We start from the raw sequence: 20,448 nt of genomic DNA, 5'->3' as shown, positions 1-20,448 counted from the left end.
TGTGTTTTTATGGTTAGAAGTTGTCTTTCTATTGTTCTTGCAGCTGGTGAGGGGACGCGCATGAAGTCCCCTCTTCCTAAAGTGCTTCATAAAATTGCTGGATTGCCACTAATCTGTCACGTCATAAAACAAATAGAATTAGCCGGTACTTCACAATTGGCAGTTGTTGTCGGGGCTGGAGCCAAAGATGTTACGCATGCCGTTCAATCATTTGTAAAAAAGGCGATGATTTTTGAACAAAAAGAACGTTTAGGAACGGCTCATGCTGTTTTATCTGCTCGTGTAGCTTTGCAAAAAGGGGTGGATGATATTCTTATTGTTTTTGGGGATACTCCTTTGATTACACAAGATTCATTGGTACAGCTTCGTGCTCAACTTACTGCTGGAGCAGATATTGTTATCGCTGGTTTTTATCCTCCAGATCCAACAGGTTATGGACGTCTTCTTGAGAAAAATGGCAAAGTTGTCGCAATTGTAGAAGAAAAAGATGCGAATGAAGAAGAAAAAAAAATTCCTTTTTGTAATGGTGGAATGTTTGCTATGCGTGGAAAGTATGCACTTTCTCTCTTAGATCAGGTTAATAATCGCAATATAAAGCAGGAATATTACTTAACAGATGTTGTTTCTATTGCTGCACAGGAAGGATTAGATGTTCGCGTTGTTGAAGTCCCTTTTGACAATGTTGTTGGAATTAATAGCTGTCTTGAACTTTTTGAAGCTGATTCTTTGTGGCAAAAACGTAAAGCACACGATTTAATGTTGTCTGGTGTGACAATTCTGAAACCAGAAAGTGTTTATTTTTCTTATGATACAGAGATTGAACCAGGGGTAGTTATTGAGCCTAATGTTTATTTTGGTTTGGGGGTAAAAGTATACTCTGGTGCAGTTATTCATGCATTTAGTTATCTAGAAGGTTCAGTGATTGGTAAAGATGCGCAGATTGGACCCTATGCACGCTTGCGTCCTGGAACAGAATTAGCTCAATCCGTAAAGATAGGAAATTTTTGTGAAGTCAAAGAAGCTAAGATAGGGAAAGCCTCTAAAATTAATCATTTGAGTTATATTGGTGATGCAGAAATTGGCGCTTATACTAATATTGGTGCTGGTACTATTACTTGTAATTATGATGGGTTTCAAAAATATAAAATTACAATCGGTGATAACGCTTTTATAGGATCTAATTCATCACTTGTTTCTCCACTGGTTATAGAGAACAGTTCTTATATTGCTTCAGGTAGTGTTATCACTGAAAATGTTCCTATGAATAGTGTAGCTTTAGGGCGAGCAAGACAAGTAACTAAAGAAGGCTATGCAACAAAATTGCGTGCGCGTTTGTTGGCCAATAAACAAAAGAAGTAATTATTTTCTATTTATTACTTGGTTTTATGGTGGTCTGGCAATTGTGTAGTAGGCTTATTCTTAAAATATTTTCGTGTTTTCTTTTATTACTTTGTTTTTTAAAGTTTTAGATGAGGGTAGTTAGAATTTTTTATGGCGTTATATAAATTGGGGATGTGAGTTGGAGCTTTAAAATGTGTGGAATTATTGGAATTTTAGGAAATAGAAATGTTACATCCTCTTTGGTTGATGGTTTGAGGCGTCTTGAGTATAGAGGCTATGATTCATCTGGAGTTGCAACAGTGAATCAGGGGCATATTTATTGTATGCGTGCTGAGGGAAAACTCGTTCATTTAGAAGAAAAATTAAAAAAAACACCTCTGAAAGGAAATCTAGGGATTGGTCATACGCGTTGGGCTACGCATGGAGCCGCTGTGGAAAGAAATGCTCATCCTCATGTGACTGAACAGCTTGCAATTGTTCATAATGGTATTATTGAAAACTTTATAGAATTGCAAAAAGAATTGATTGAGGATGGTTGTAATTTTGAAACAGAAACGGATACAGAAGTGATTGCACATTTAATTACACGAGCATTAAAAAGTGGTCTTTCTCCGCAGGAAGCAGTACGCACAAGTTGGAAAAGATTGCAGGGTGCTTTCGCTATTGTTCTTATTTTTAAAGGTGAAGACAATCTTATGATTGCTGCTCGTTCTGGTCCTCCACTCGCGATTGGCTATGGAAAAGACGAGTTTTTTGTTGGATCAGACGCAATTGCTTTAGCACCATTTGTTGATCATATTAGCTATATGGAAGATGGAGATTGGGCTGTTTTGACACGAGAGGGTGTAACAATTTATGATGCAGATAACCAACCAGTAAAACGCTCTATTGTAACATTGTTTGATGGAACTTTATTGGTTTCTAAAGGCAATCACCGCCATTTTATGCATAAGGAAATGTTTGAACAACCTGAAGTTATCTCTCATAATTTAGCGCGTTATCTTGATCTTGGAACTTATAAGGTTCGTTCCTTTAAAAATTTTATTGATTGGAAAAATATTGACCGATTACTTTTTGCAAGCTGTGGAACGGCTTATTATTCAACTTTAGTTGCACGCTATTGGTTTGAAAATTTTGCTGCTTTAAGTGTTGATAATGATGTTGCTTCGGAATTTCGTTATCGCGAACTACCTATGACACCTGATGTATTGTCAATGTTTGTTTCTCAATCTGGTGAAACGGCGGATACTTTGGCATCTCTCCGTTATTGCCGGGAGCGTGGTGTAAAAACCGCAACAATTGTGAATGTTGAGCAATCAACGATGGCACGAGAAGCTGATTTTGTTTTACCAACACTTGCTGGTCCAGAGATTGGTGTTGCCTCAACAAAAGCTTTTACTTGTCAATTGGCAACGCTTGCTTCAGTAGCTCTTGATGCTGCTAAACAACGTGGTTATCTTTCTGCCAAGATGGAACAACAGTTGGTCCAACAGTTGGCAGAAGTTCCACGGATTTTAAATGAAGTTTTAAAGCTAGAGAACAAGATTGAAACGATTTGTCGTGATTTAGTGAATGCGAAAGGTGTACTTTATCTTGGCCGCGGTACTTCTTATCCAATTGCTTTGGAAGGAGCTCTCAAATTGAAAGAGCTTTCTTATATTCATGCTGAGGGGTATGCTGCGGGCGAGTTAAAACATGGGCCGATTGCACTGGTAGATGAGACAATGCCGATTATTGTTGTTGCTCCTTATGATCGGTGGTTTGAAAAAACTTTTTCTAATATGCAAGAAGTGGCAGCACGCAATGGTCGTATTATTTTGATTACGGATAAAAGAGGTATAAAAGCAATAAACCTAGATGTTTTATCGACTATTGTTTTGCCAGATACTCCTGAATTTATTGCACCAATTATTTATGCTTTACCTATTCAGCTCATTGCTTATTATACAGCTGTTTTATTGGGGACGGACATTGATCAGCCTCGTAATTTGGCAAAATCTGTCACTGTTGAGTAAAAATTTGTTTTTTAAGGCGCTATAGGAAAGAAGAGGGGTGCAAATTTATAAAAATGCAGGAAAATAGATAAGGTATAGCCATGCAAAGTGTTCTGTTTGTATTGTTTTTGAGAGGGTTAACCGGCTCGTAAAAGACGTGTCGCATCTTCTCGCCCAAAAAGGTAAAGAAGTAAACGTAAGGCTTGTCCTCGTTCTGAAGAAAGGTAAGGATCCTGTTGTAAAAACAAACGCGCATCCCTTCTTGCCATTGATAAAAGAGCACTGTGGACGGCAAGGTTGGCTATATGAAACTCAGGTGCACCAGATTGCCGTGTTCCTAAAAGCTCACCTTCTCCACGTAAGCGCCAGTCTTCTTCAGCAATTTTGAAACCATCTTCTGTATTGCGTATAATATTCAAGCGTGTTGCTGCTGTTTTTGTGAGCGGATCTTTATAGAGCAAAATACAGGAGGATTTTTTTTCTCCTCGTCCAACACGCCCACGCAATTGATGCAGTTGTGAAAGACCAAAATGTTCTGCATGTTCAATGACGATGATTGAAGCATCCGGAATATCTACTCCTACCTCAATAACAGTTGTTGCCACTAAAATACGGATATCTCCACATTTAAAAGATGCCATAGCTGCTTCTTTTTCATCCGTAGACATTTTTCCATGTATCATACCAACGCGTGTGCCAAATCGCTCAGAGAGAAGAGTAAAGCGGTTTTCAATGGAAGTGAGTTCAAGATTTGTCGATTCTTCCACTAAAGGACAGATCCAATAAAGTTTTTCTCCTTTTTCTAATGCAATTTCAATTCGTTCTAAAAGTTCATGAATGCGCTTCAATGAAAGCGTTGCTGTTGTGATTGATTGCCGCCCCATTGGTTTTTCTGTAATTTGTGATACGTCCATATCACCAAAAGCTGTTAAAACTAATGTGCGTGGAATAGGGGTGGCGGTCATCACCAACATATCAGGTGTCTGACCTTTGGATGTTAGAGAAAGGCGTTGATGTACGCCAAAGCGATGTTGTTCATCGATGATGGCTAAAGCAAGATTATTATAAGTTACGTTATCTTGTATGAGAGCATGGGTTCCGATGATAATAGAAGCGTGTCCTGATAAGATATCATCCAAGATATTTACGCGTACTTTCCCTTTTTCTCGTCCTGTTAAAAGAGTTGTTTGTAAGCCGATTTTTTGGGCAAGAGGTGCAATTGTAGCAAAATGTTGTCGGGCAAGAACTTCTGTTGGTGCCATTAATGCTGATTGCCCTGCATTTTCAGCAATTTGCGCCATTGCCATCAGTGCAACGGCGGTTTTTCCTGCTCCTACGTCACCTTGTAGAAGTCTTAACATCGGTTCTGGTGAAGCGAGATCCTTTGCAATATCTTTGATCGCTGCTTTTTGTCCATCTGTAAGTTGGAAGGGTAATGCTTTCAGTAATTTTTCTGTATATGTTCCTGTTGGTGATCGAGAAATTCCTGAAAGAGATTTGGTTTTCAGGCGTATAAGCCCAAGAGCTAATTGGCTAGCAAGAAGCTCATCATAGGCAAGACGTCTACGTGCTGCACTTTCTAAGGTTAAATCATCAGGATCTATGGGGCTATGAATTCGCCGTAAAGCAATAGAAAAAGAAGAAAAGTTTTGTTGTTTTTTAATGTTTTCATCTATCCATTCTGGCAAGAGAGGAATATGCTCTAGAGCATTTTGTATAGCACGCCTTAGTGTCTTTGTGGACAATCCAGCGGTAGAAGGATAGATAGGTTCGATCAGGGGAATCTGATTTAATTTCTCACTTGGTGCGATATGGTCAGGATGCACCATTGAAAGTTGTCCATTAAATCGCTCAACTTTTCCTGATACAATGACTTTTTTTCCTTCTGGTAATTGCTTTTTAAGCCAAGAGCTTTGAGCGTGAAAAAAAACTAAATTTATGATACCTGTTTGATCATGTGCTCTAATACGATAGGGCAATCGATTACGTCCAGTTGGAGGGGGCTGATGTTGGTCAATAAAAATTTCAAGAGTAACGGTGATTCCTTCTTGTGCAAAAGCGATACCGGGTCGCATTCTGCGATCTATGACAGAATTGGGCATTAATTGAAGAAGGTCAATAAGAGTAGGATCACGTTGTATAGGATTAATGTTTAAAACTTTGGCTAGTAAGCTGTAAGTTTTAGGGGTAATCCCAGAAAGTGTACGAATAGAGTTAAAAAGAGGAGTAATCAGGCTTGGAAGCATATAAGAGAATGTAACGCGCTCTTTTTGTTTTTTCTAGTGTATTTAAAAAGCTTTTTGGGGATAAATCACTAAGCGTGTGAGAAGCAATTTATTTGCTTATATTGTGTATTTTAAATTTTATATTTTTATCATTAAAGAATATAATTTAAATAAAAATATTTAATAATTAATACTTTATAAGAGTTTATTATTTAAATGTTTTTTTATTGCAGTATGGTTGTTTGAGAGATTTGTGTTTTTATACCTTGCAAAACAACACTTTGAAATTTAATCTCTTTTTTTATAGATACTCCTCTTTTAAGAGATTTATAACTCTCTGCTTTCACTATAAAAAATTCTTCTTTTATGGGAATTTTAATTTTTACTTTAGTGATAGAATTTATTTTATTCGCTTTATTTAAGCATTCTTCATCTTAAAACTGGGAGATAAAATAGAGTTCAATATTATAGAAATAGAAAAGACTATGCTATCCTTAATAAAATTGAATTATCTTTTGGATATATGAGGTACTGAATTGGTAAATTGTACATGATAGGTTAAAATGTTCTTCTGTTACGAAATGGATGATATTTACAAGGTGGCATTTATTTTTTGTGGGAAATTGTGAGAGTGTCAGAAGATAAAAATAAAATGCAAGATGATAAGAATACGCTTCCTCGTTTTATTCATTTAAGAGTACATTCTGCTTATTCTTTGCTCGAAGGGGCTTTAAAAATTCCACAAATTATTCAACATGCAATTTCTGATCATACTCCTGCGGTTGCTATTACAGATACGAATAATTTATTTGGTGCTTTAGAGTTCTCGCAATCTTGTTTTTCTCACGGTATTCAACCTATTATAGGTTGTCAGCTTGCAATTGATTTTAATGATGAAAGTGATAATTCGCGTTTAGTAAAAGGGCGCTGTGCTTCTGATTTTTGCTCTCTTGTTCTTTTGGCTGCTAGTGAGAGTGGTTACGCTCATTTAGTTCGTCTCGTCAGTCGTGCTTATCTTGATAAGCGCGATACAGATTCTCCTCATATTAAAGCTGAATGGCTATTATCACACAGTGAAGGAATCATCGCTTTGACTGGTGGTAATAAAGGGCCTATTAATTTGCTTTTAGCAGAAGATAAGAAAGAACGAGCTGTTGAACGCTTAACTTATTTGAAAAAGATTTTTGGTGATCGTCTTTATGTGGAATTACAACGGCATGGCTCTTATGATCGTAAAGTCGAGGCAGCGCTTCTTGAGTTAGCTTATGCTTATAAAATTCCTCTTGTTGCAACTAATGAGGCTTTTTTTCTGAATAGGGAAGGCTATGAAGCACATGATGCATTGATGGCTGTTGCAGAAGGACAAATTGTCTCTAATCCTGATCGCAAACGTGTGACGCCAGATCATTATTTAAAGTCGCAAAATGAAATGGTGGCGTTGTTTTCTGATCTTCCAGAAGCTCTGGAAAATAGTGTTGAAATTGCATTACGTTGTCATGTTGCTACACCAGTTCGGAAACCGATTTTGCCGCGTTTTATAGAGCAATCTATAGATTCAAATTTTGCTTTAGAAGCAGAAGATAGTGAATTGTTAAATCAGGCTAAAATTGGTTTAAAAATGCGGATTGAAACAATTGGATTGGCTGAAGGATATACGATTACGGATTATGAGAAACGGCTTGACTATGAAATTTCAGTTATTACGCGTATGCAATTTTCTGGTTACTTTCTTATCGTTTCAGATTTTATAAAATGGGCGAAGATTCATGATATCCCTGTTGGGCCAGGGCGTGGCTCTGGTGCTGGTTCACTTGTTGCTTATGCATTAACTATCACCGATGTTGATCCATTGCGTTTTTCTCTTCTCTTTGAACGTTTTCTTAATCCAGATCGTGTTTCTATGCCGGATTTTGATATCGATTTTTGTCAGGAGCGACGCGAAGAAGTTATTCAGTATGTTCAAAAAAAATATGGTCGTGATCAAGTTGCTCAAATTATTACATTTGGTAAACTGCAGGCACGTGCGGTGTTACGTGATGTTGGCCGTGTTTTAGAAGTACCTTATCGTCAGGTCGATTATCTTACAAAATTAGTTCCTGCAACACCTGGAAGCCAAGTTGAATTGGCTGATGCTATCAAGGATGAACCAAAATTTGAGGAAGAAAAGAAAAAAGATCCTGTTATTGGGCACACATTAGATATAGCACTTCAGTTGGAGGGGCTTTATCGTCATGCATCAACCCATGCTGCTGGAATTGTTATTGGTGATCGCCCCCTCTTAGAACTTGTTCCGATGTATCGCGATCCTCGTTCTGATATGCCTGTGACGCAATTTAACATGAAATATGTTGAACAAGCTGGATTGGTTAAGTTTGATTTTCTTGGTTTGAAAACGCTTACTGTTTTAAAAATGGCGGTCGATTTTGTTGCACGGAAAGGTATTAAAATAGATTTGTCGCATATTCCTCTGAATGATGAAGCGACTTATGCCATGATGGCACGGGGAGAAACAGTTGGTGTATTTCAAGTGGAAAGTGCTGGTATGCGTAAAGCACTAATTGGGATGAAACCAGATCGCATTGAAGATATTATTGCACTCGTTGCGCTTTATCGTCCTGGTCCAATGGAGAATATTCCAACGTATAACGCACGTAAACATGGAGAAGAAGAAATTGCTTCAATTCATCCTAAAATAGATTATCTGGTTAAAGAAACACAAGGTGTGATTGTATATCAAGAACAGGTCATGCAAATTGCTCAGGTGCTTTCTGGTTATTCGCTTGGAGAAGCAGATTTATTGCGCCGTGCTATGGGTAAAAAGATCCATAAAGAAATGCAGAAACAGCGTACACGCTTTGTGAGTGGTGCTGTAGATAATGGTGTTGATAAAGATCAGGCTGATATTATCTTTGATCTTTTGGCAAAATTCGCAGATTATGGTTTTAATAAATCCCATGCCGCTGCTTATGCAATTGTTTCTTATCAAACAGCTTATATGAAAGCACATCACAAAGTTGAGTTTTTAGCCGCTTCAATGACGTATGATATGACAAATACGGATAAGTTAAATGATTTCCGGCGTGAGGCATTAAGATTAGGTATCAAAATTATTGCGCCTTGTGTGCAGACATCTCATCGTGTTTTTGAGGTTGGTGAAAATTGCATTTATTATTCTCTTGCTGCCATTAAAGGGGTGGGAGATACGGTGGTTGATCATATCGTAGCTTGTCGTGGAAATAAGCCTTTTAAAGATCTAGAAGATTTTTGTGAGCGTATTGATCCTCGTATTGTTAATAAGCGTGCGATGGAAAGCTTGGTTTGTGCTGGTGCTTTTGATTGTTTTCACATTGCACGTGAGGTTTTATTGGCGAGCCTTGGAACTCTTCATGCACGTGCATTTCGTATACTTGATAACAATTGTAGTGGGCAGATTGATATCTTTGGGATGACAGGGGGATTAAAAGAGCCTTTGATTCTATCGCAAGTATCTCCTTGGTCTCCTGCTGAAAAACTTCATCGAGAATTTCAAACAATAGGTTTTTATTTTTCTGCTCATCCTTTAGATGAGTACCAGACAGTTCTTACTAGAAAACGCATTCAGACTTGGAGTGATTTTGTCAATGTCGTTAAAGGAGGAGCAACTGCTGCGCGGCTTGCTGGAACTGTTGTGGCAAAACAGATTCGCAAAACGAAATCTGGTAAGAAAATGGGAGTTGTTCAGTTTTCTGATACAAGTGGACAATATGAGACTGTTGTCTTTTCCGAAGGACTTTCTCTTTATGAGGATATGTTAGAGCCTGGACAATCTGTTATCATTACTGTGAGTGCAGAAAATCGTTCTGAAGGTATTAGTTTGCGTCTTGAGACAGTTCAATCTTTGGAAAAGGAAGCTGCACAGCATTATAAAACGATGCGCCTTTTTATAAAAACAGTTGATATACTTGCACAAATTGAGGGAAATTTAAATCCTAGCGGAAATGGAGAGGTAGGAATTATTCTCATTCAAGAAGATGGATTACGAGAGGTCGAAATTGTGCTTCCAAAGCGATATAAGGTAAACCCACGTATAGCAAGTGCTATGAAAGCAATTCATGGTGTTATTGATGTGGAGTTGGTCTAATCTCAGATCCTATGGTGTTTTTTGTTTTTGTCTGAGTTTAAAGTTTGGATTTTGAATGAAATTATAGATTCTGCCCCACCTATTTTTGTTCAAAATAGATGCTAATATTTTTTAAGCAAGATCAAAAAACAGACTTCTTTTTGCTGAGCGTATCGAGAGATATTTTAGGGTTTGCATTTTATAAATTTTTATTACAAATTTCTTTTCTATCATTTTTTGTCAGCTTCATTGCATCGTACATATAAAGCCAATTAAGACGAGACATGATTATCTCTGGTGTGCAGATTTTCATGATAAGATTACGTGCAATTGCTATAGGACCTGTTGCATGATATGCTACTCTGTTGAAATCTCCTCGTTTTTTTACTTCTGTAATGCGGGGAGCTCGTATTTTTTCGTAAAGTAAAAGCGATTCAGTTAATGAAAGATTTTTAAAAGAGAGTGCTTCTGCTAATGTGGCAGCGTCTTCTATTGCCATAGCAGCTCCTTGTGCTGCAAAGGGTAAAGCTGCGTGTGCACAATCACCAACAAACACTTGTCTTTCTAAACCTAAAAAACGATTTTGTTTCATTTGAAAGAGTGGCCAATAGCACCATTCATCAATATGGTCAAAAATTTCTGAAATTTGAGAATGCCATTCTTTAAAAAGGAATTTAAGCTTTTCTCGCTCGCCTTTATGAGCCCACCCTTCTTTTGAATTTTCTCCGTGTGTAATGGCTACAAAGTTAAAAACTTTTGCTGATGATTGAATAGGGTAGGCAACGAGATGATTTTGGGGTCCCATCCAAGCTGTAATTGTCTTCATGTTTTGTAATAAAGGACGAAATTTTTTAGGAAGATTTTCAAATTCTGCTGTTGCACGCCAAGCAATAAAGCCAGTAAATTCTGCGTTTTCATAAAATGGTGATCGTTTCCGTAATGTTGACCAAACTCCATCGCATCCAATAAGGAGAGATGTTGAATAAAATTGCTGCTGTTCTGTTTTCGTTGTCTTTATCTTTATGCTGTTGGTTGTTATTTGAGGAGATGATACAACAGCTTCACCTGCTTTATATTTGATAAAAGGATTTTGAATAACAGCATCGTATAAAATTTTTTGTAAGTTAGCGCGGTGAATTGTTATATAAGGAGATCTCCAATATTTTTTAGATAGATTGATAAGATTAGTGTGTAGATGTGTTTTTAAAGATATCCCATCTCTTAAATCAAGAAAATGCGGTATCATACTGACTTCTATGAGTTTATTAAGAATTCCCCAGCGCGCAAGAAGACATGTAGCATTTGGAGTAAGTTGAATACCTGCGCCCGCACTCTCAAGTTTTTCACACTTTTCGATAACGGTACTTGCAATTCCTTTATGGGCAAGTGCTAAAGCACAGCTTAAGCCAGCAATACCTCCTCCAACAATGATTGGTGACTGGTTCATGAATTACTTCTATATGGAAAAAACAGAGCACGCATTAGAGTGAATTGCTTGGGTAATAGAGACATCCTGCTGGATTTGTTTGATTATATGATAGTGAGGGAAGATAGCGATAAAGTGTTGAGCAATAAGGGCAAATTTTTTCATCAGCTGCTCCCATGTCAATAAAAATATGAGGATGATCAAAAGGTTGTGTGGCACCGACACACATGAATTCTTTTACACCAATTTCGATTGTTTTATATCCAAGGTCATTTTGGAAATGGGGAATATTGTGATCAGTCATGACGTATAAACTCCGGAATCAATTGCCTAATAAAGCATGATTAAGATCGTCTCTTTTGTATGAGTTAGTTTGTAATAAAGCTTATGATAATGCAAGGTGCTTTTAAAGATAATTTGCTCATGGAAATGGTTTTAAAATATCAAATGTAAATCTTATGAGAAAGATTGTTCATTGATATTTATAGTTATTGGTAAGATATCGTAAAGCGTTATATGCAATATTTACCTATATGAGAGAAAATATAAAAGAAGATTAGCTAGAATATATGGAACAGACGGTAGAAAATCAGATTTCTGTATCAGATATAACTATGAAAAATCCGGCAAGATTTATTAACCGAGAATTTTCATGGCTACAATTTAATAATCGTGTGTTGATGGAAGCAGCTAATCCGAAACATCCTTTATTGGAACGGCTACAATTTCTTTCCATTTCAGCAACAAATCTTGATGAATTTTTTATGGTTCGTGTTGCTGGTCTTGCGGCTCAAATTCGTTCTGGTATTACGGTACGTAGTGCGGATGGGCGTACACCGCAGGAGCAACTTGATTGTGTTTTAGCTGAAATTTCACGTTTGCAGAATAATCAACTGCGTGAATTGCACGTTTTATGTCACGAATTAAAACGGAATAATATTGAAATTATTTCTTCCGATAAGCTTTCAGATGCTGAAAAATCATGGTTAGAAAAATATTTTCTTGAGACAGTTTTTCCTACTTTAACACCTTTACCTTTTGATTCTACTCAGTCCTTTCCATTTATTCCTAATTTAGGACTTTCTCTTGCCCTTCAATTGTCACGTTGTGTTGATCAACACTCTCTCACAGTGTTATTGCCGATTCCTTCAGCTTTGAGACGTTTTATTCTCCTTCCTCAAGAAGAAAATAGTTTTCGTTTTATTGCGTCTGAAGATGTGGTTAATCTTTTTATAAATCATATTTTTCCTGGTTATGAGGTTGAGGAAATTGGGACATTTAGGGTCATTCGTGATAGTGATATTGAAGTAGAAGAAGAAGCTGAAGATCTTGTTCACTTTTTTGAAACTGCGCTTAAAAGACGTCGTCGTGGGCACGTTATTCGTATTGAATTTGACACAAAAATTCCTAAAAAATTACGTCAATTCATAACGAATCGTCTTGCCGTTCCTAGTGATTGTATAAGTATTCTCGATGGTTTTTTGGCGCTCAATATGGTATCGGAAATCTTTTCTGTTCCACGTGATGATCTAAAGTTTATTCCATATCATCCACGTTTACCTGGATGTATTCGTGAATATAAGGGAGATTGTTTTGCGGCTATGCGTGAAAATGATATTGTTATTCACCATCCTTATGAATCATTTGATGTTGTTGTACAATTTTTACGTCAGGCTGCTAGCGATCCTGATGTTATTGAAATTAAACAAACTCTTTATCGTACATCAAATGATAGTCCAATTGTTCGCGCTTTAATTGATGCTGCTGAACAAGGAAAGTCGGTGGCTGCTTTGGTAGAACTTAAAGCGCGTTTTGATGAGGAGGCGAATATTCGTTGGGCACGTGATCTTGAGCGTGCGGGTGTTCAAGTTTTTTTTGGTTTTATTACGTTAAAAACACATGCTAAAATGTCACTTGTTATAAGGCGTGAAGGGGAACGCTGTCGTTCTTATGTTCATCTTGGAACGGGAAATTATCATCCCGTTAATGCTAAAGTTTATACCGATCTTTCTTTTTTTACAGCTGATGATACTATTGGGCATGATGTTGCATTACTGTTCAATTACATTGCTCAATATGCGCGTCCAAATGAAACAATGAAGATTGCATTTTCGCCATTAACATTGCGTAGGCGTATTCTTAAACATATTGAAGAAGAAATTGCTCATGCACAACAGGGGCATCTTGCTGCTATTTGGATGAAAATGAATGCATTAGTTGATCCTGAAATTATTGATGCTTTATATCGCGCCAGTCAAGCGGGTGTGCAGATCGATTTGGTTGTGCGTGGCATATGTTGTTTGCGTCCTGGTATTCCAGGGATTTCAGATAATATTCGTGCAAAATCAATAGTTGGACGTTTTCTTGAACATAGCCGCATTTTTTGTTTTGGTAATGGTGGAAATTTGCCGAATGAAAACGCTGTTGTTTATGTGGGATCCGCTGATATGATGCCGCGTAATCTTGATCATCGTATTGAAATATTGGTTCCAGTTTTGAGTAAAACAGTTCGTCAACAAATTCTTTTACAAATAATGTTGGCTAATATCATTGATAATCAACAAAGCTTCATTATACTCGATAATGGAACATCAAAACGTATAACGCCGCAAAGAAGTGAAAGTTCGTTTAATGCGCAGGAGTATTTTATGGATAACGCAGGTTTTTCAGGGTTGGAAAAATCTTTTGATTCTTCTGTTTCACATTTAATTGCATTATATCGGCAGCAAGCTGAAATGTATAAAGACTGAAATCCAATGACGTATATTGATGCTCAGGGTCGATTAAAAGGGCATAAACCTGTCGCTGTTATAGATATTGGCTCAAATTCTGTTAGGCTTGTTATTTATGAAGGCCTTGTTCGTTCCCCAACAGTTTTATTTAATGAAAAAATCCTTTGTGGTCTTGGTCAGGGTGTTGCAAAAACTGGGTTTTTAGAAGAAAAGTCGATTAAAATGGCGCTGCAAACGCTAAAACGATTTTGTGCGCTTTGTCGACAGATTGGAGCAGATGAGGTTTATACTTTAGCAACAGCGGCAGCGCGAGAAGCAAAAAACGGGTTAGCATTTATTCAAGATGCTGAAAACATCTTACAAAATAAAATATACCTTCTTTCGGGAAATGAAGAAGCTGTTTATTCGGCATATGGAGTTATTTCTACTTTTTATCAGCCAAAGGGCATTTCTGGTGACCTTGGTGGTGGAAGTCTTGAGCTTATTGATATTGTTAATTCTGACGTCGGTGAGGGGATAACTCTGCCCTTAGGCGGTTTACGATTACAATATATGTCAAATAATAATATTTCTGTTGCTGCAAAGATTGTACATGAACAACTTTGTAAATCTGAGTTTGTTCGTAAAGATATGGCGCGTTGTTTTTATGCTGTGGGAGGGACGTGGCGTAATCTGGCAAAACTCCATATGGCAACAAAAAACTATCAGCTACCTGTTATGCATGGTTATGAAGTTGATGCAGTTGAAATGAAGGATTTCTTACATCTTGTGGCCTGTGGTAGTATTGACAATATAAAAGGGATTTCAGCTATTTCAAAAAACCGTCGTCAGCTTTTATCTTATGGTGCGATTATTCTTATTGAACTTATTCAGTCTTTGCGGTTTGAAAAAATAATTTTTTCTGGTGCTGGAGTCCGTGAAGGTTTTCTTTATTCACTATTATCACAAGAAGTTCGTAACTCAGATCCTTTAATTGCTGCATGCATGGAAATGGCTGTTTTACGAGCACGTTCACCAAAGCAAGCTGAAGAACTTATTGATTTTACCACCAATGCTTTTGAAGTTTTTGGAATTTTAGAAACTGAAAATGAATGTCGTTATCGAAAAGCAGCTTGTCTTCTTGCAGATATTGGTTGGCGTATACACCCAGATTATCGAGGGAATGAGGCAGCTAATCAGATAGCGTTAGGATCTTATCCAGGAATTTCTCATAATGGGCGCATTTATGCTGCGCTGGCTGTTTTTTTTCGCAATGAGGGTTTGCTCATTGATGAGAAAACTTCTCCCATTTTTCAGTTAGCAACCAGAGACATAATTGAAAAAGCACGTATTCTTGGTGGCACTATGCGTATTGCTAACCTTTTTAGCGCTTCCACTGCAGGAATTTTGCCTCATTTATCATGGCATAAAAAAACGGATTATATAGCATTGCAGATTCCGAGCTGTTATGCTGATTTAATAGGAGAACGTCCTTTGGGGCGGTTGAAAAAACTGTCAAAAATAATAAAGCTCTCTCTTACTTTTGAAACTTTTTAATTTTTTTCTTACTAGGCTAGGTTAGTATAAAGAACGGGTTGCTTATAGTCTGTGTGATGGTAGGATTCTCATGTTTTTTAATAGTATTTTACTACATTAGCAGTTTAATTGTATTCTTTAGATTATGCAGGAGGTCTACTTATATATTTACACCATTTGGTATAATCCGACACAAATTCTGTATTAATCACTTTGAATGTCTTTTATAATATATGGCTAAAAATAAAGTCTCTTTATAGCATTTTTATCTTCTGTGATTGTAAAAAAATTCTTCCATGTAGAATAGAAAAAAATTGTTGAGCTATATGTCTTAAATAAACGAGTAGTCTGACTTTCGAGAAGAGAAGCATCTACTTCTCGCATGAGTTTTACAATCAAGCTTTCTAATTCATGGAGTCGTGAAGCTGTTGACATGTTCGTTAGACTTTCCTCTTTTTTCACAAGAGGATTTGAGAGTATTCAAACAAGTATTAGAAATAATTGACGAAGCAAAAAAAGAGAAAAATGTTACCGTTGTAGAGGAATGTTAAAAAATCCTATTCCCTTAACTTTATTCATGCATCCCTCATTGTAAAAAATATGTATAAATACAGCAAGTTATAGGATAAGTAAAAAATACCTGGTGGGCGTGACAGGGATTGAACCTGTGACCCCTACGATGTCAACGTAGTGCTCTCCCGCTGAGCTACACGCCCACTCAATGACGCTGCATACACCATATAAAATGATAAACGTCAATGCTTAATTTAATTTTCTATTTAATAAGATATAAATAACTTGAAAAAAATACTCCTTCTAAGCAGCTATAAGTATTTTTTCAACTTCATTAACTAATTCACGTAAGTGAAACGGTTTGGAAAGCACTTTTGCATCAGGAGGAGCATCGCTATTCGAATGGAGCGCAACTGCTGCAAAGCCTGTAATGAACATTACTCGTAAATCAGGATCGATTTCAGTAGCACGTCGTGCTAATTCAATTCCATCCATTTCTGGCATCACAATATCAGTAAGTAGAAGAGAAAATGGTTCTTCTTGTAAACGTTCATATGCGCTAGCACCATTATCAAAATCGGTGACTTCATAGCCTGCACGTTCTAAAGCTTTTGCTAGAAAGCGACGCATATCGTTATCATCTTCTGCGAGCAGGATTCGTTTCATGATTATGTTCCAATTGCCCATTAGTCAGAGTTTTTTAGCCACATTAATTTATTACAATATAGAGTACTTATAAAAAAGTGATAAAACGCTTATAATTAGAATGAATGGTAAAATGGTTAATTCTTACACATTTGTCAAGAATACAGGATATTAGTTGTAAGTTAGTTAAATTTGAAATAATGTATGTGTTCTTAAAATAAGGAAGAAATGTGTGAATTATTTTGAGCATAATTAATTTCCGATTCTTTTTTTAATTCCTTTATTTTGGTTATAGCTTAGTTGCATAATTTATGGAGATGTTCGATTGTCAATGATGGGACATCAGAATTTTTTTATGTTGATTTTCTTTTTTTGAAAAGCAATATGGAAGAGGAGAGTTTTATAGCTGTTTTTTTTGTAGTTTTATAAGATGTGTGTTATAAGCGTGATGAGTTTGTTTAGAGAATTTTTTTAAATAAAATATTATATTTCAGTACTATAATGTTAAAAATTAAAGTAATCTATCATGGATAGATATGGTTTATTTATTTTCTTGAGATGGTTACGTTATGTTGTATTGAGGCTAATTCCACTACATTTATTAAATTGAATTTACGCTGTAAATAATAGGTTGATTTGAGAAATAAAGTGAGTGTTCCCAGAAATTCTCAATGCTATGAATGAAGTTTCTTCAAACAACTTTTTATATATAAGGGATTAGCATTAAATAAATATTATATGTGTACTTTATTTTGGAATGTGTTAGGTCTTTTATGAATTATGGTTTCGTTTATAAGATATTTACTTTATGGACAATAGCATTGGAAATAAACGCATCAAATGCAGCCCAAAATTGTTTTCGGTAGTTTTCTTCATACATGATTGTATCGAGTTCAGCACCCGTGATTGTAATACTGTTTGTCAGGTGCGTTTGTTGGCATAATTGCCGCACTTCTATATTGTTTGCAATATTATCTTGATTGGCCAGAATAAACAGTATTGGAATTTGCAATTGTCCATTAAGTAAGTTTCTTTTCATGTTATCGATTGCGTTGAGTGTTGATGCCATCCATCGAGATGTAGGAGTTTTTATGGTAAAACCAGAAGGTAGGAGTGCTTTATGTGTACGTAAAAGTTGCATATTTTTTTGTTTTTGTTGTTTTAATTTTTTTCCACCTTTAGCTGGTAAAAAACCAAAACCTATATCAGAAAGGAGTTGTGTAAATTTATGTTGAAAGCCATTTGTTTTATTTCCGAATGGAGCAAAAGGAGGAGAAATGCAGAGGAGTCTATTAAAGTTGTGGTTAATGATATCCAATCCACTAAGCGCAATAATCCCACCTATACCATAGGTGAGCATATAGTAAGGTGGTGGACAATTAGGATACACAACATTTTTAAGAAATTTATCTAAGTCATGAAGATCATTGTTAATATCAAAATAATTATGTCGACTCTGTTTGTGTTTATTGGGTTGAGAGTCTTTTCGATCAAACCAGTCAAATATTGCTGTGGAAAAACCGCGGTTAGAAATTTCATTCATTGATGAAAAATATTCTTCTAGAGCATTTGCATAGCTTTCAAGGATAACGATTGTTCCCTCAGCTTTTTCTATTTCAGGATGTGTTATTGCAAAACGAATTTTGCGATCAGTAGCTATTTTAAGATAGCCATTATGAATATTAGGAGGAGGAAAATCCCGATTTGTGGGATAAAGAGGTGTTTCCAATTTACAGCCTTTATGGTGTATTTTTACAATTTGACGCAAGCTAAGATAAAGCAAAGAACTTGCATTTTATATTCATATAATCATGTAATGATGCTGAAGAGTTAAGAAACAGTTATATTGCTTCTGTATTTGTTTAATAATTAAAATAAAAAAGAGTTGAAATAGGAAAGAACTATTACCAAATGAATAGTGTAGTCGCCATGATGGGACTGCTGGCTTATGAACAAGTTTGCTATTTGGGAACTTTGTGAGTCAATTTTAGTCGCTCTAAAGGAGGGCAATATTATGCGTCAAGTAGATTTTTCACCATTTTATCGTTCAACAGTAGGTTTTGATCATCTTTTTAATTGGTTTGATTCTAGAACACAACCAGATGATGTTTCTTCTTATCCACCATACAATATTGAGCGTTTAACTGAGGATTCCTACAGGATTTCTATGGCTGTCGCTGGTTTTTCTCGAAGTGAAATTGATATCGAAACCCATTGTAATCAGCTGATTGTTAAAGGGGAAAGAAGAATTGAAAAAGATGATGAAGAAAGAGAGTTTCTTTACCGGGGAATTGCATCGCGTGCTTTTGAACGGCGTTTTCATTTGGCTGATCATGTTAAGGTTATTGGAGCAGAGCTAGGTGATGGGCTTCTTCATATTCAACTCAAAAGGGAAACACCAGCTGAATTAAAACCGAAAAAAATTGTTGTGCAGGCATCACCGCCTACTGTAAAAAATGGTAACAGTTATGAAAAATAAGTTTAGATTCTGAGAGAAGAGAATCGATGTAAATTTCTTAAAAAACAAAGTAACGCGAGAAAAATTCTCGCGTTTTGTGTTTTTTTGTTATTCTTTTTAATGATGATGTTCAAAATATTAATCTGAGTTTCACAGAGGGATGTTGTATAGAGAATTGATGTAAGAGATAACTTAATAATATATTCTCTTATGAACCAGCCGTCTTAATACAAGAGCAGAAAAGTGATAAAATGATATTGAGAATTAAGGTGTAAAGCGTATATAGTAATTTTGTGAGCGGGCTAAGAAAGAGAGGGGACATATCATATAGTTTGCCAAATACTGGCGATAAACACAAAACTCTCATCTAAAACAATTATTAATATTATCATGCCAAGTAAAAACTATAAAAAGCTACACTGGGTAATTTGGGTAGAATGGTCGGAGCGGCGGGATTCGAACCCACGACCCCTTGACCCCCAGTCAAGTGCGCTACCAAGCTGCGCTACGCTCCGAACTGTGCAAAACGACTAAACGACTGTCTCTTTAAAGGCAAGAGAAAAAATGAAATATAAAATTTTCTTTCCATTTTAAAGAGAGTTTACGAGAATAATATGAAGCTTTTCACATTATTCTATCTTATTAATTTGAGATAAAGAAATTAAACAATAGCCTCTTAATAATAGCGGGTGTACAATTATTATATATATTCCGTTATTTTAAGTAGATTGTGAAGATAATAAGATAAGGCTTTCTGTATATTTCTAAATTGTGGATAATTTTCCAGCATTTTATCCATTGGAATCTGGAAAAAGCAGGCGGTTTTCTAAGTATAAGAATGGGAGAGCGGCGTTGAGATGTTTTCTTTTTTGATTTTTTAGAAATAGAAATTTTGTCTTTGTACAGGATAAAAACCGCAAAAAGAAAAGTCTAGGATTACACAATCACAAATCCGATATGTTAAATATAAGATTTTATCATGGGAAGAGAAGATAAAAAAAATTCAATTTATATTTTGTTGTTTTATTTTTAATATATCAGATAAATGAAATCATCGTGGATGAGACTGTTTCAGAGTGTTTGTTTAGTAGGAAAAGAGTAAAAAATGAGCCGTTTTTCGGTAATAAATTTGACAGAAGCTGCTGTGGATCGTGTTAAAGCTATTATGAACGCAAAAGACGCGTGTGGTATTCTTATTGGTATCAAAAAAGGTGGTTGCGCAGGGATGGAATATACAATTACTCTAGTAAAAGAGGAGATGCCGAATGCGGATGTTGTTGAAGTAAATGGTGCTCGCGTTTTTATAGCACATGATGCGGTTTTATTTTTATTAGGAACGCAGGTGGATTATGAAGTGACAACACTTCGTTCCGGTTTTGTATTTAAAAATCCTAATCAAGTTTCAGCTTGTGGATGTGGTGAATCAGTAGAACTTCGTCCTGCTTTGCAAAATCAGTTAGATGAAATACATAAAGCTAATTAAGCATGATAAAATTATAT

Annotated in this window: 13 protein-coding genes and 2 tRNA genes; 7 read left to right on the top strand and 8 right to left on the bottom strand. The window is 36.1% G+C overall.

What is annotated here, in order from left to right; all coding sequences use genetic code 11:
- Nucleotides 1-9: 9 nt before the first annotated feature.
- Both glmU and glmS read left to right on the top strand, forming a co-directional pair.
- Nucleotides 10-1,359 (top strand): bifunctional UDP-N-acetylglucosamine diphosphorylase/glucosamine-1-phosphate N-acetyltransferase GlmU, encoded by a 1,350-nt coding sequence (gene glmU, locus MCS_RS03210; protein ID WP_004855630.1) that lies wholly within the window; start codon nt 10-12, stop codon nt 1,357-1,359.
- Nucleotides 1,360-1,532: 173 nt separating this feature from the next.
- The gene (glmS, locus tag MCS_RS03205) at nt 1,533-3,356 is read left to right on the top strand and encodes a glutamine--fructose-6-phosphate transaminase (isomerizing) (RefSeq protein WP_004855629.1); all 1,824 of its coding nucleotides are present in this window, start codon (nt 1,533-1,535) and stop codon (nt 3,354-3,356) included.
- Between the two features lie 116 nt (nt 3,357-3,472).
- Here glmS and recG read toward each other — a convergent pair whose 3' ends face one another.
- Nucleotides 3,473-5,581, bottom strand: a complete 2,109-nt coding sequence (recG, locus tag MCS_RS03200) for an ATP-dependent DNA helicase RecG (RefSeq protein WP_004855627.1) — start codon at nt 5,579-5,581, stop codon at nt 3,473-3,475.
- 610 nt (nt 5,582-6,191) lie between these two features.
- Here recG and dnaE point away from each other — a divergent pair.
- The gene (gene dnaE, locus MCS_RS03195; protein ID WP_024864214.1) at nt 6,192-9,680 is read left to right on the top strand and encodes a DNA polymerase III subunit alpha; all 3,489 of its coding nucleotides are present in this window, start codon (nt 6,192-6,194) and stop codon (nt 9,678-9,680) included.
- 178 nt (nt 9,681-9,858) lie between these two features.
- Here the strand turns inward: dnaE and MCS_RS03190 are convergent, their stop codons facing one another.
- On the bottom strand, nt 9,859-11,106 hold the full coding sequence (locus MCS_RS03190; protein WP_004855625.1) for an FAD-binding protein: 1,248 nt from the start codon (nt 11,104-11,106) through the stop codon (nt 9,859-9,861).
- Nucleotides 11,107-11,140: 34 nt separating this feature from the next.
- Nucleotides 11,141-11,389, bottom strand: coding sequence for a zinc-finger domain-containing protein (locus tag MCS_RS03185; protein ID WP_004855623.1), 249 nt, complete (start codon nt 11,387-11,389; stop codon nt 11,141-11,143).
- A gap of 265 nt (nt 11,390-11,654) precedes the next feature.
- On the opposite strand from MCS_RS03185, the gene MCS_RS03180 reads away from it, so the two are divergent.
- Nucleotides 11,655-13,835, top strand: coding sequence for an RNA degradosome polyphosphate kinase (locus MCS_RS03180; RefSeq protein WP_004855622.1), 2,181 nt, complete (start codon nt 11,655-11,657; stop codon nt 13,833-13,835).
- A gap of 6 nt (nt 13,836-13,841) precedes the next feature.
- On the top strand, nt 13,842-15,353 hold the full coding sequence (ppx, locus tag MCS_RS03175) for an exopolyphosphatase (RefSeq protein WP_004855620.1): 1,512 nt from the start codon (nt 13,842-13,844) through the stop codon (nt 15,351-15,353).
- 216 nt (nt 15,354-15,569) lie between these two features.
- On the opposite strand, the gene MCS_RS03170 is transcribed toward ppx, so the two are convergent.
- From MCS_RS03170 to MCS_RS03155, 4 genes are all read right to left on the bottom strand, one after another.
- Entirely contained in the window at nt 15,570-15,767 is a 198-nt protein-coding gene (locus tag MCS_RS03170; protein ID WP_004855617.1) for a hypothetical protein, read from the bottom strand.
- A gap of 206 nt (nt 15,768-15,973) precedes the next feature.
- Nucleotides 15,974-16,048: transfer RNA gene (locus tag MCS_RS03165), tRNA-Val, on the bottom strand.
- 100 nt (nt 16,049-16,148) lie between these two features.
- Nucleotides 16,149-16,511: a cell cycle two-component system response regulator CpdR gene (gene cpdR / locus MCS_RS03160; protein ID WP_004855616.1), complete on the bottom strand. Its 363-nt coding sequence runs from the start codon at nt 16,509-16,511 to the stop codon at nt 16,149-16,151.
- 769 nt (nt 16,512-17,280) lie between these two features.
- Nucleotides 17,281-18,219: a serine aminopeptidase domain-containing protein gene (locus MCS_RS03155; protein WP_004855615.1), complete on the bottom strand. Its 939-nt coding sequence runs from the start codon at nt 18,217-18,219 to the stop codon at nt 17,281-17,283.
- Nucleotides 18,220-18,504: 285 nt separating this feature from the next.
- On the opposite strand from MCS_RS03155, the gene MCS_RS03150 reads away from it, so the two are divergent.
- Nucleotides 18,505-18,969, top strand: a complete 465-nt coding sequence (locus MCS_RS03150) for an Hsp20 family protein (RefSeq protein WP_035452065.1) — start codon at nt 18,505-18,507, stop codon at nt 18,967-18,969.
- Nucleotides 18,970-19,386: 417 nt separating this feature from the next.
- Here the strand turns inward: MCS_RS03150 and MCS_RS03145 are convergent.
- Nucleotides 19,387-19,463: transfer RNA gene (locus MCS_RS03145), tRNA-Pro, on the bottom strand.
- A 590-nt stretch (nt 19,464-20,053) separates the two neighbouring features.
- Between MCS_RS03145 and MCS_RS03140 the strand changes: the two genes are divergently transcribed.
- Nucleotides 20,054-20,431, top strand: coding sequence for an iron-sulfur cluster assembly accessory protein (locus MCS_RS03140; RefSeq protein ID WP_004855611.1), 378 nt, complete (start codon nt 20,054-20,056; stop codon nt 20,429-20,431).
- The last annotated feature ends 17 nt before the right edge of the window (nt 20,432-20,448 follow it).

Source organism: Bartonella doshiae NCTC 12862 = ATCC 700133, from assembly GCF_000278155.1.
In the GTDB taxonomy this organism is placed as follows: domain Bacteria; phylum Pseudomonadota; class Alphaproteobacteria; order Rhizobiales; family Rhizobiaceae; genus Bartonella; species Bartonella doshiae.
Note: the sequence above shows the minus strand (reverse complement) of the source record. Positions and strands in the feature narration are given on the sequence as shown.

Bases quoted from the DNA above. Each gene is read 5' to 3' on its own strand.
- recG (WP_004855627.1), bottom strand. From the start codon at position 5,581: ATGCTTCCAAGCCTGATTACTCCTCTTTTTAACTCTATTCGTACACTT.
- MCS_RS03140 (WP_004855611.1), top strand. From the start codon at position 20,054: ATGAGCCGTTTTTCGGTAATAAATTTGACAGAAGCTGCTGTGGATCGT.
- MCS_RS03150 (WP_035452065.1), top strand. From the start codon at position 18,505: ATGCGTCAAGTAGATTTTTCACCATTTTATCGTTCAACAGTAGGTTTT.
- MCS_RS03170 (WP_004855617.1), bottom strand. From the start codon at position 15,767: ATGTCAACAGCTTCACGACTCCATGAATTAGAAAGCTTGATTGTAAAA.
- ppx (WP_004855620.1), top strand. From the start codon at position 13,842: ATGACGTATATTGATGCTCAGGGTCGATTAAAAGGGCATAAACCTGTC.
- MCS_RS03185 (WP_004855623.1), bottom strand. From the start codon at position 11,389: ATGACTGATCACAATATTCCCCATTTCCAAAATGACCTTGGATATAAA.
- glmS (WP_004855629.1), top strand. From the start codon at position 1,533: ATGTGTGGAATTATTGGAATTTTAGGAAATAGAAATGTTACATCCTCT.
- glmU (WP_004855630.1), top strand. From the start codon at position 10: ATGGTTAGAAGTTGTCTTTCTATTGTTCTTGCAGCTGGTGAGGGGACG.
- MCS_RS03190 (WP_004855625.1), bottom strand. From the start codon at position 11,106: ATGAACCAGTCACCAATCATTGTTGGAGGAGGTATTGCTGGCTTAAGC.
- cpdR (WP_004855616.1), bottom strand. From the start codon at position 16,511: ATGAAACGAATCCTGCTCGCAGAAGATGATAACGATATGCGTCGCTTT.
- MCS_RS03180 (WP_004855622.1), top strand. From the start codon at position 11,655: ATGGAACAGACGGTAGAAAATCAGATTTCTGTATCAGATATAACTATG.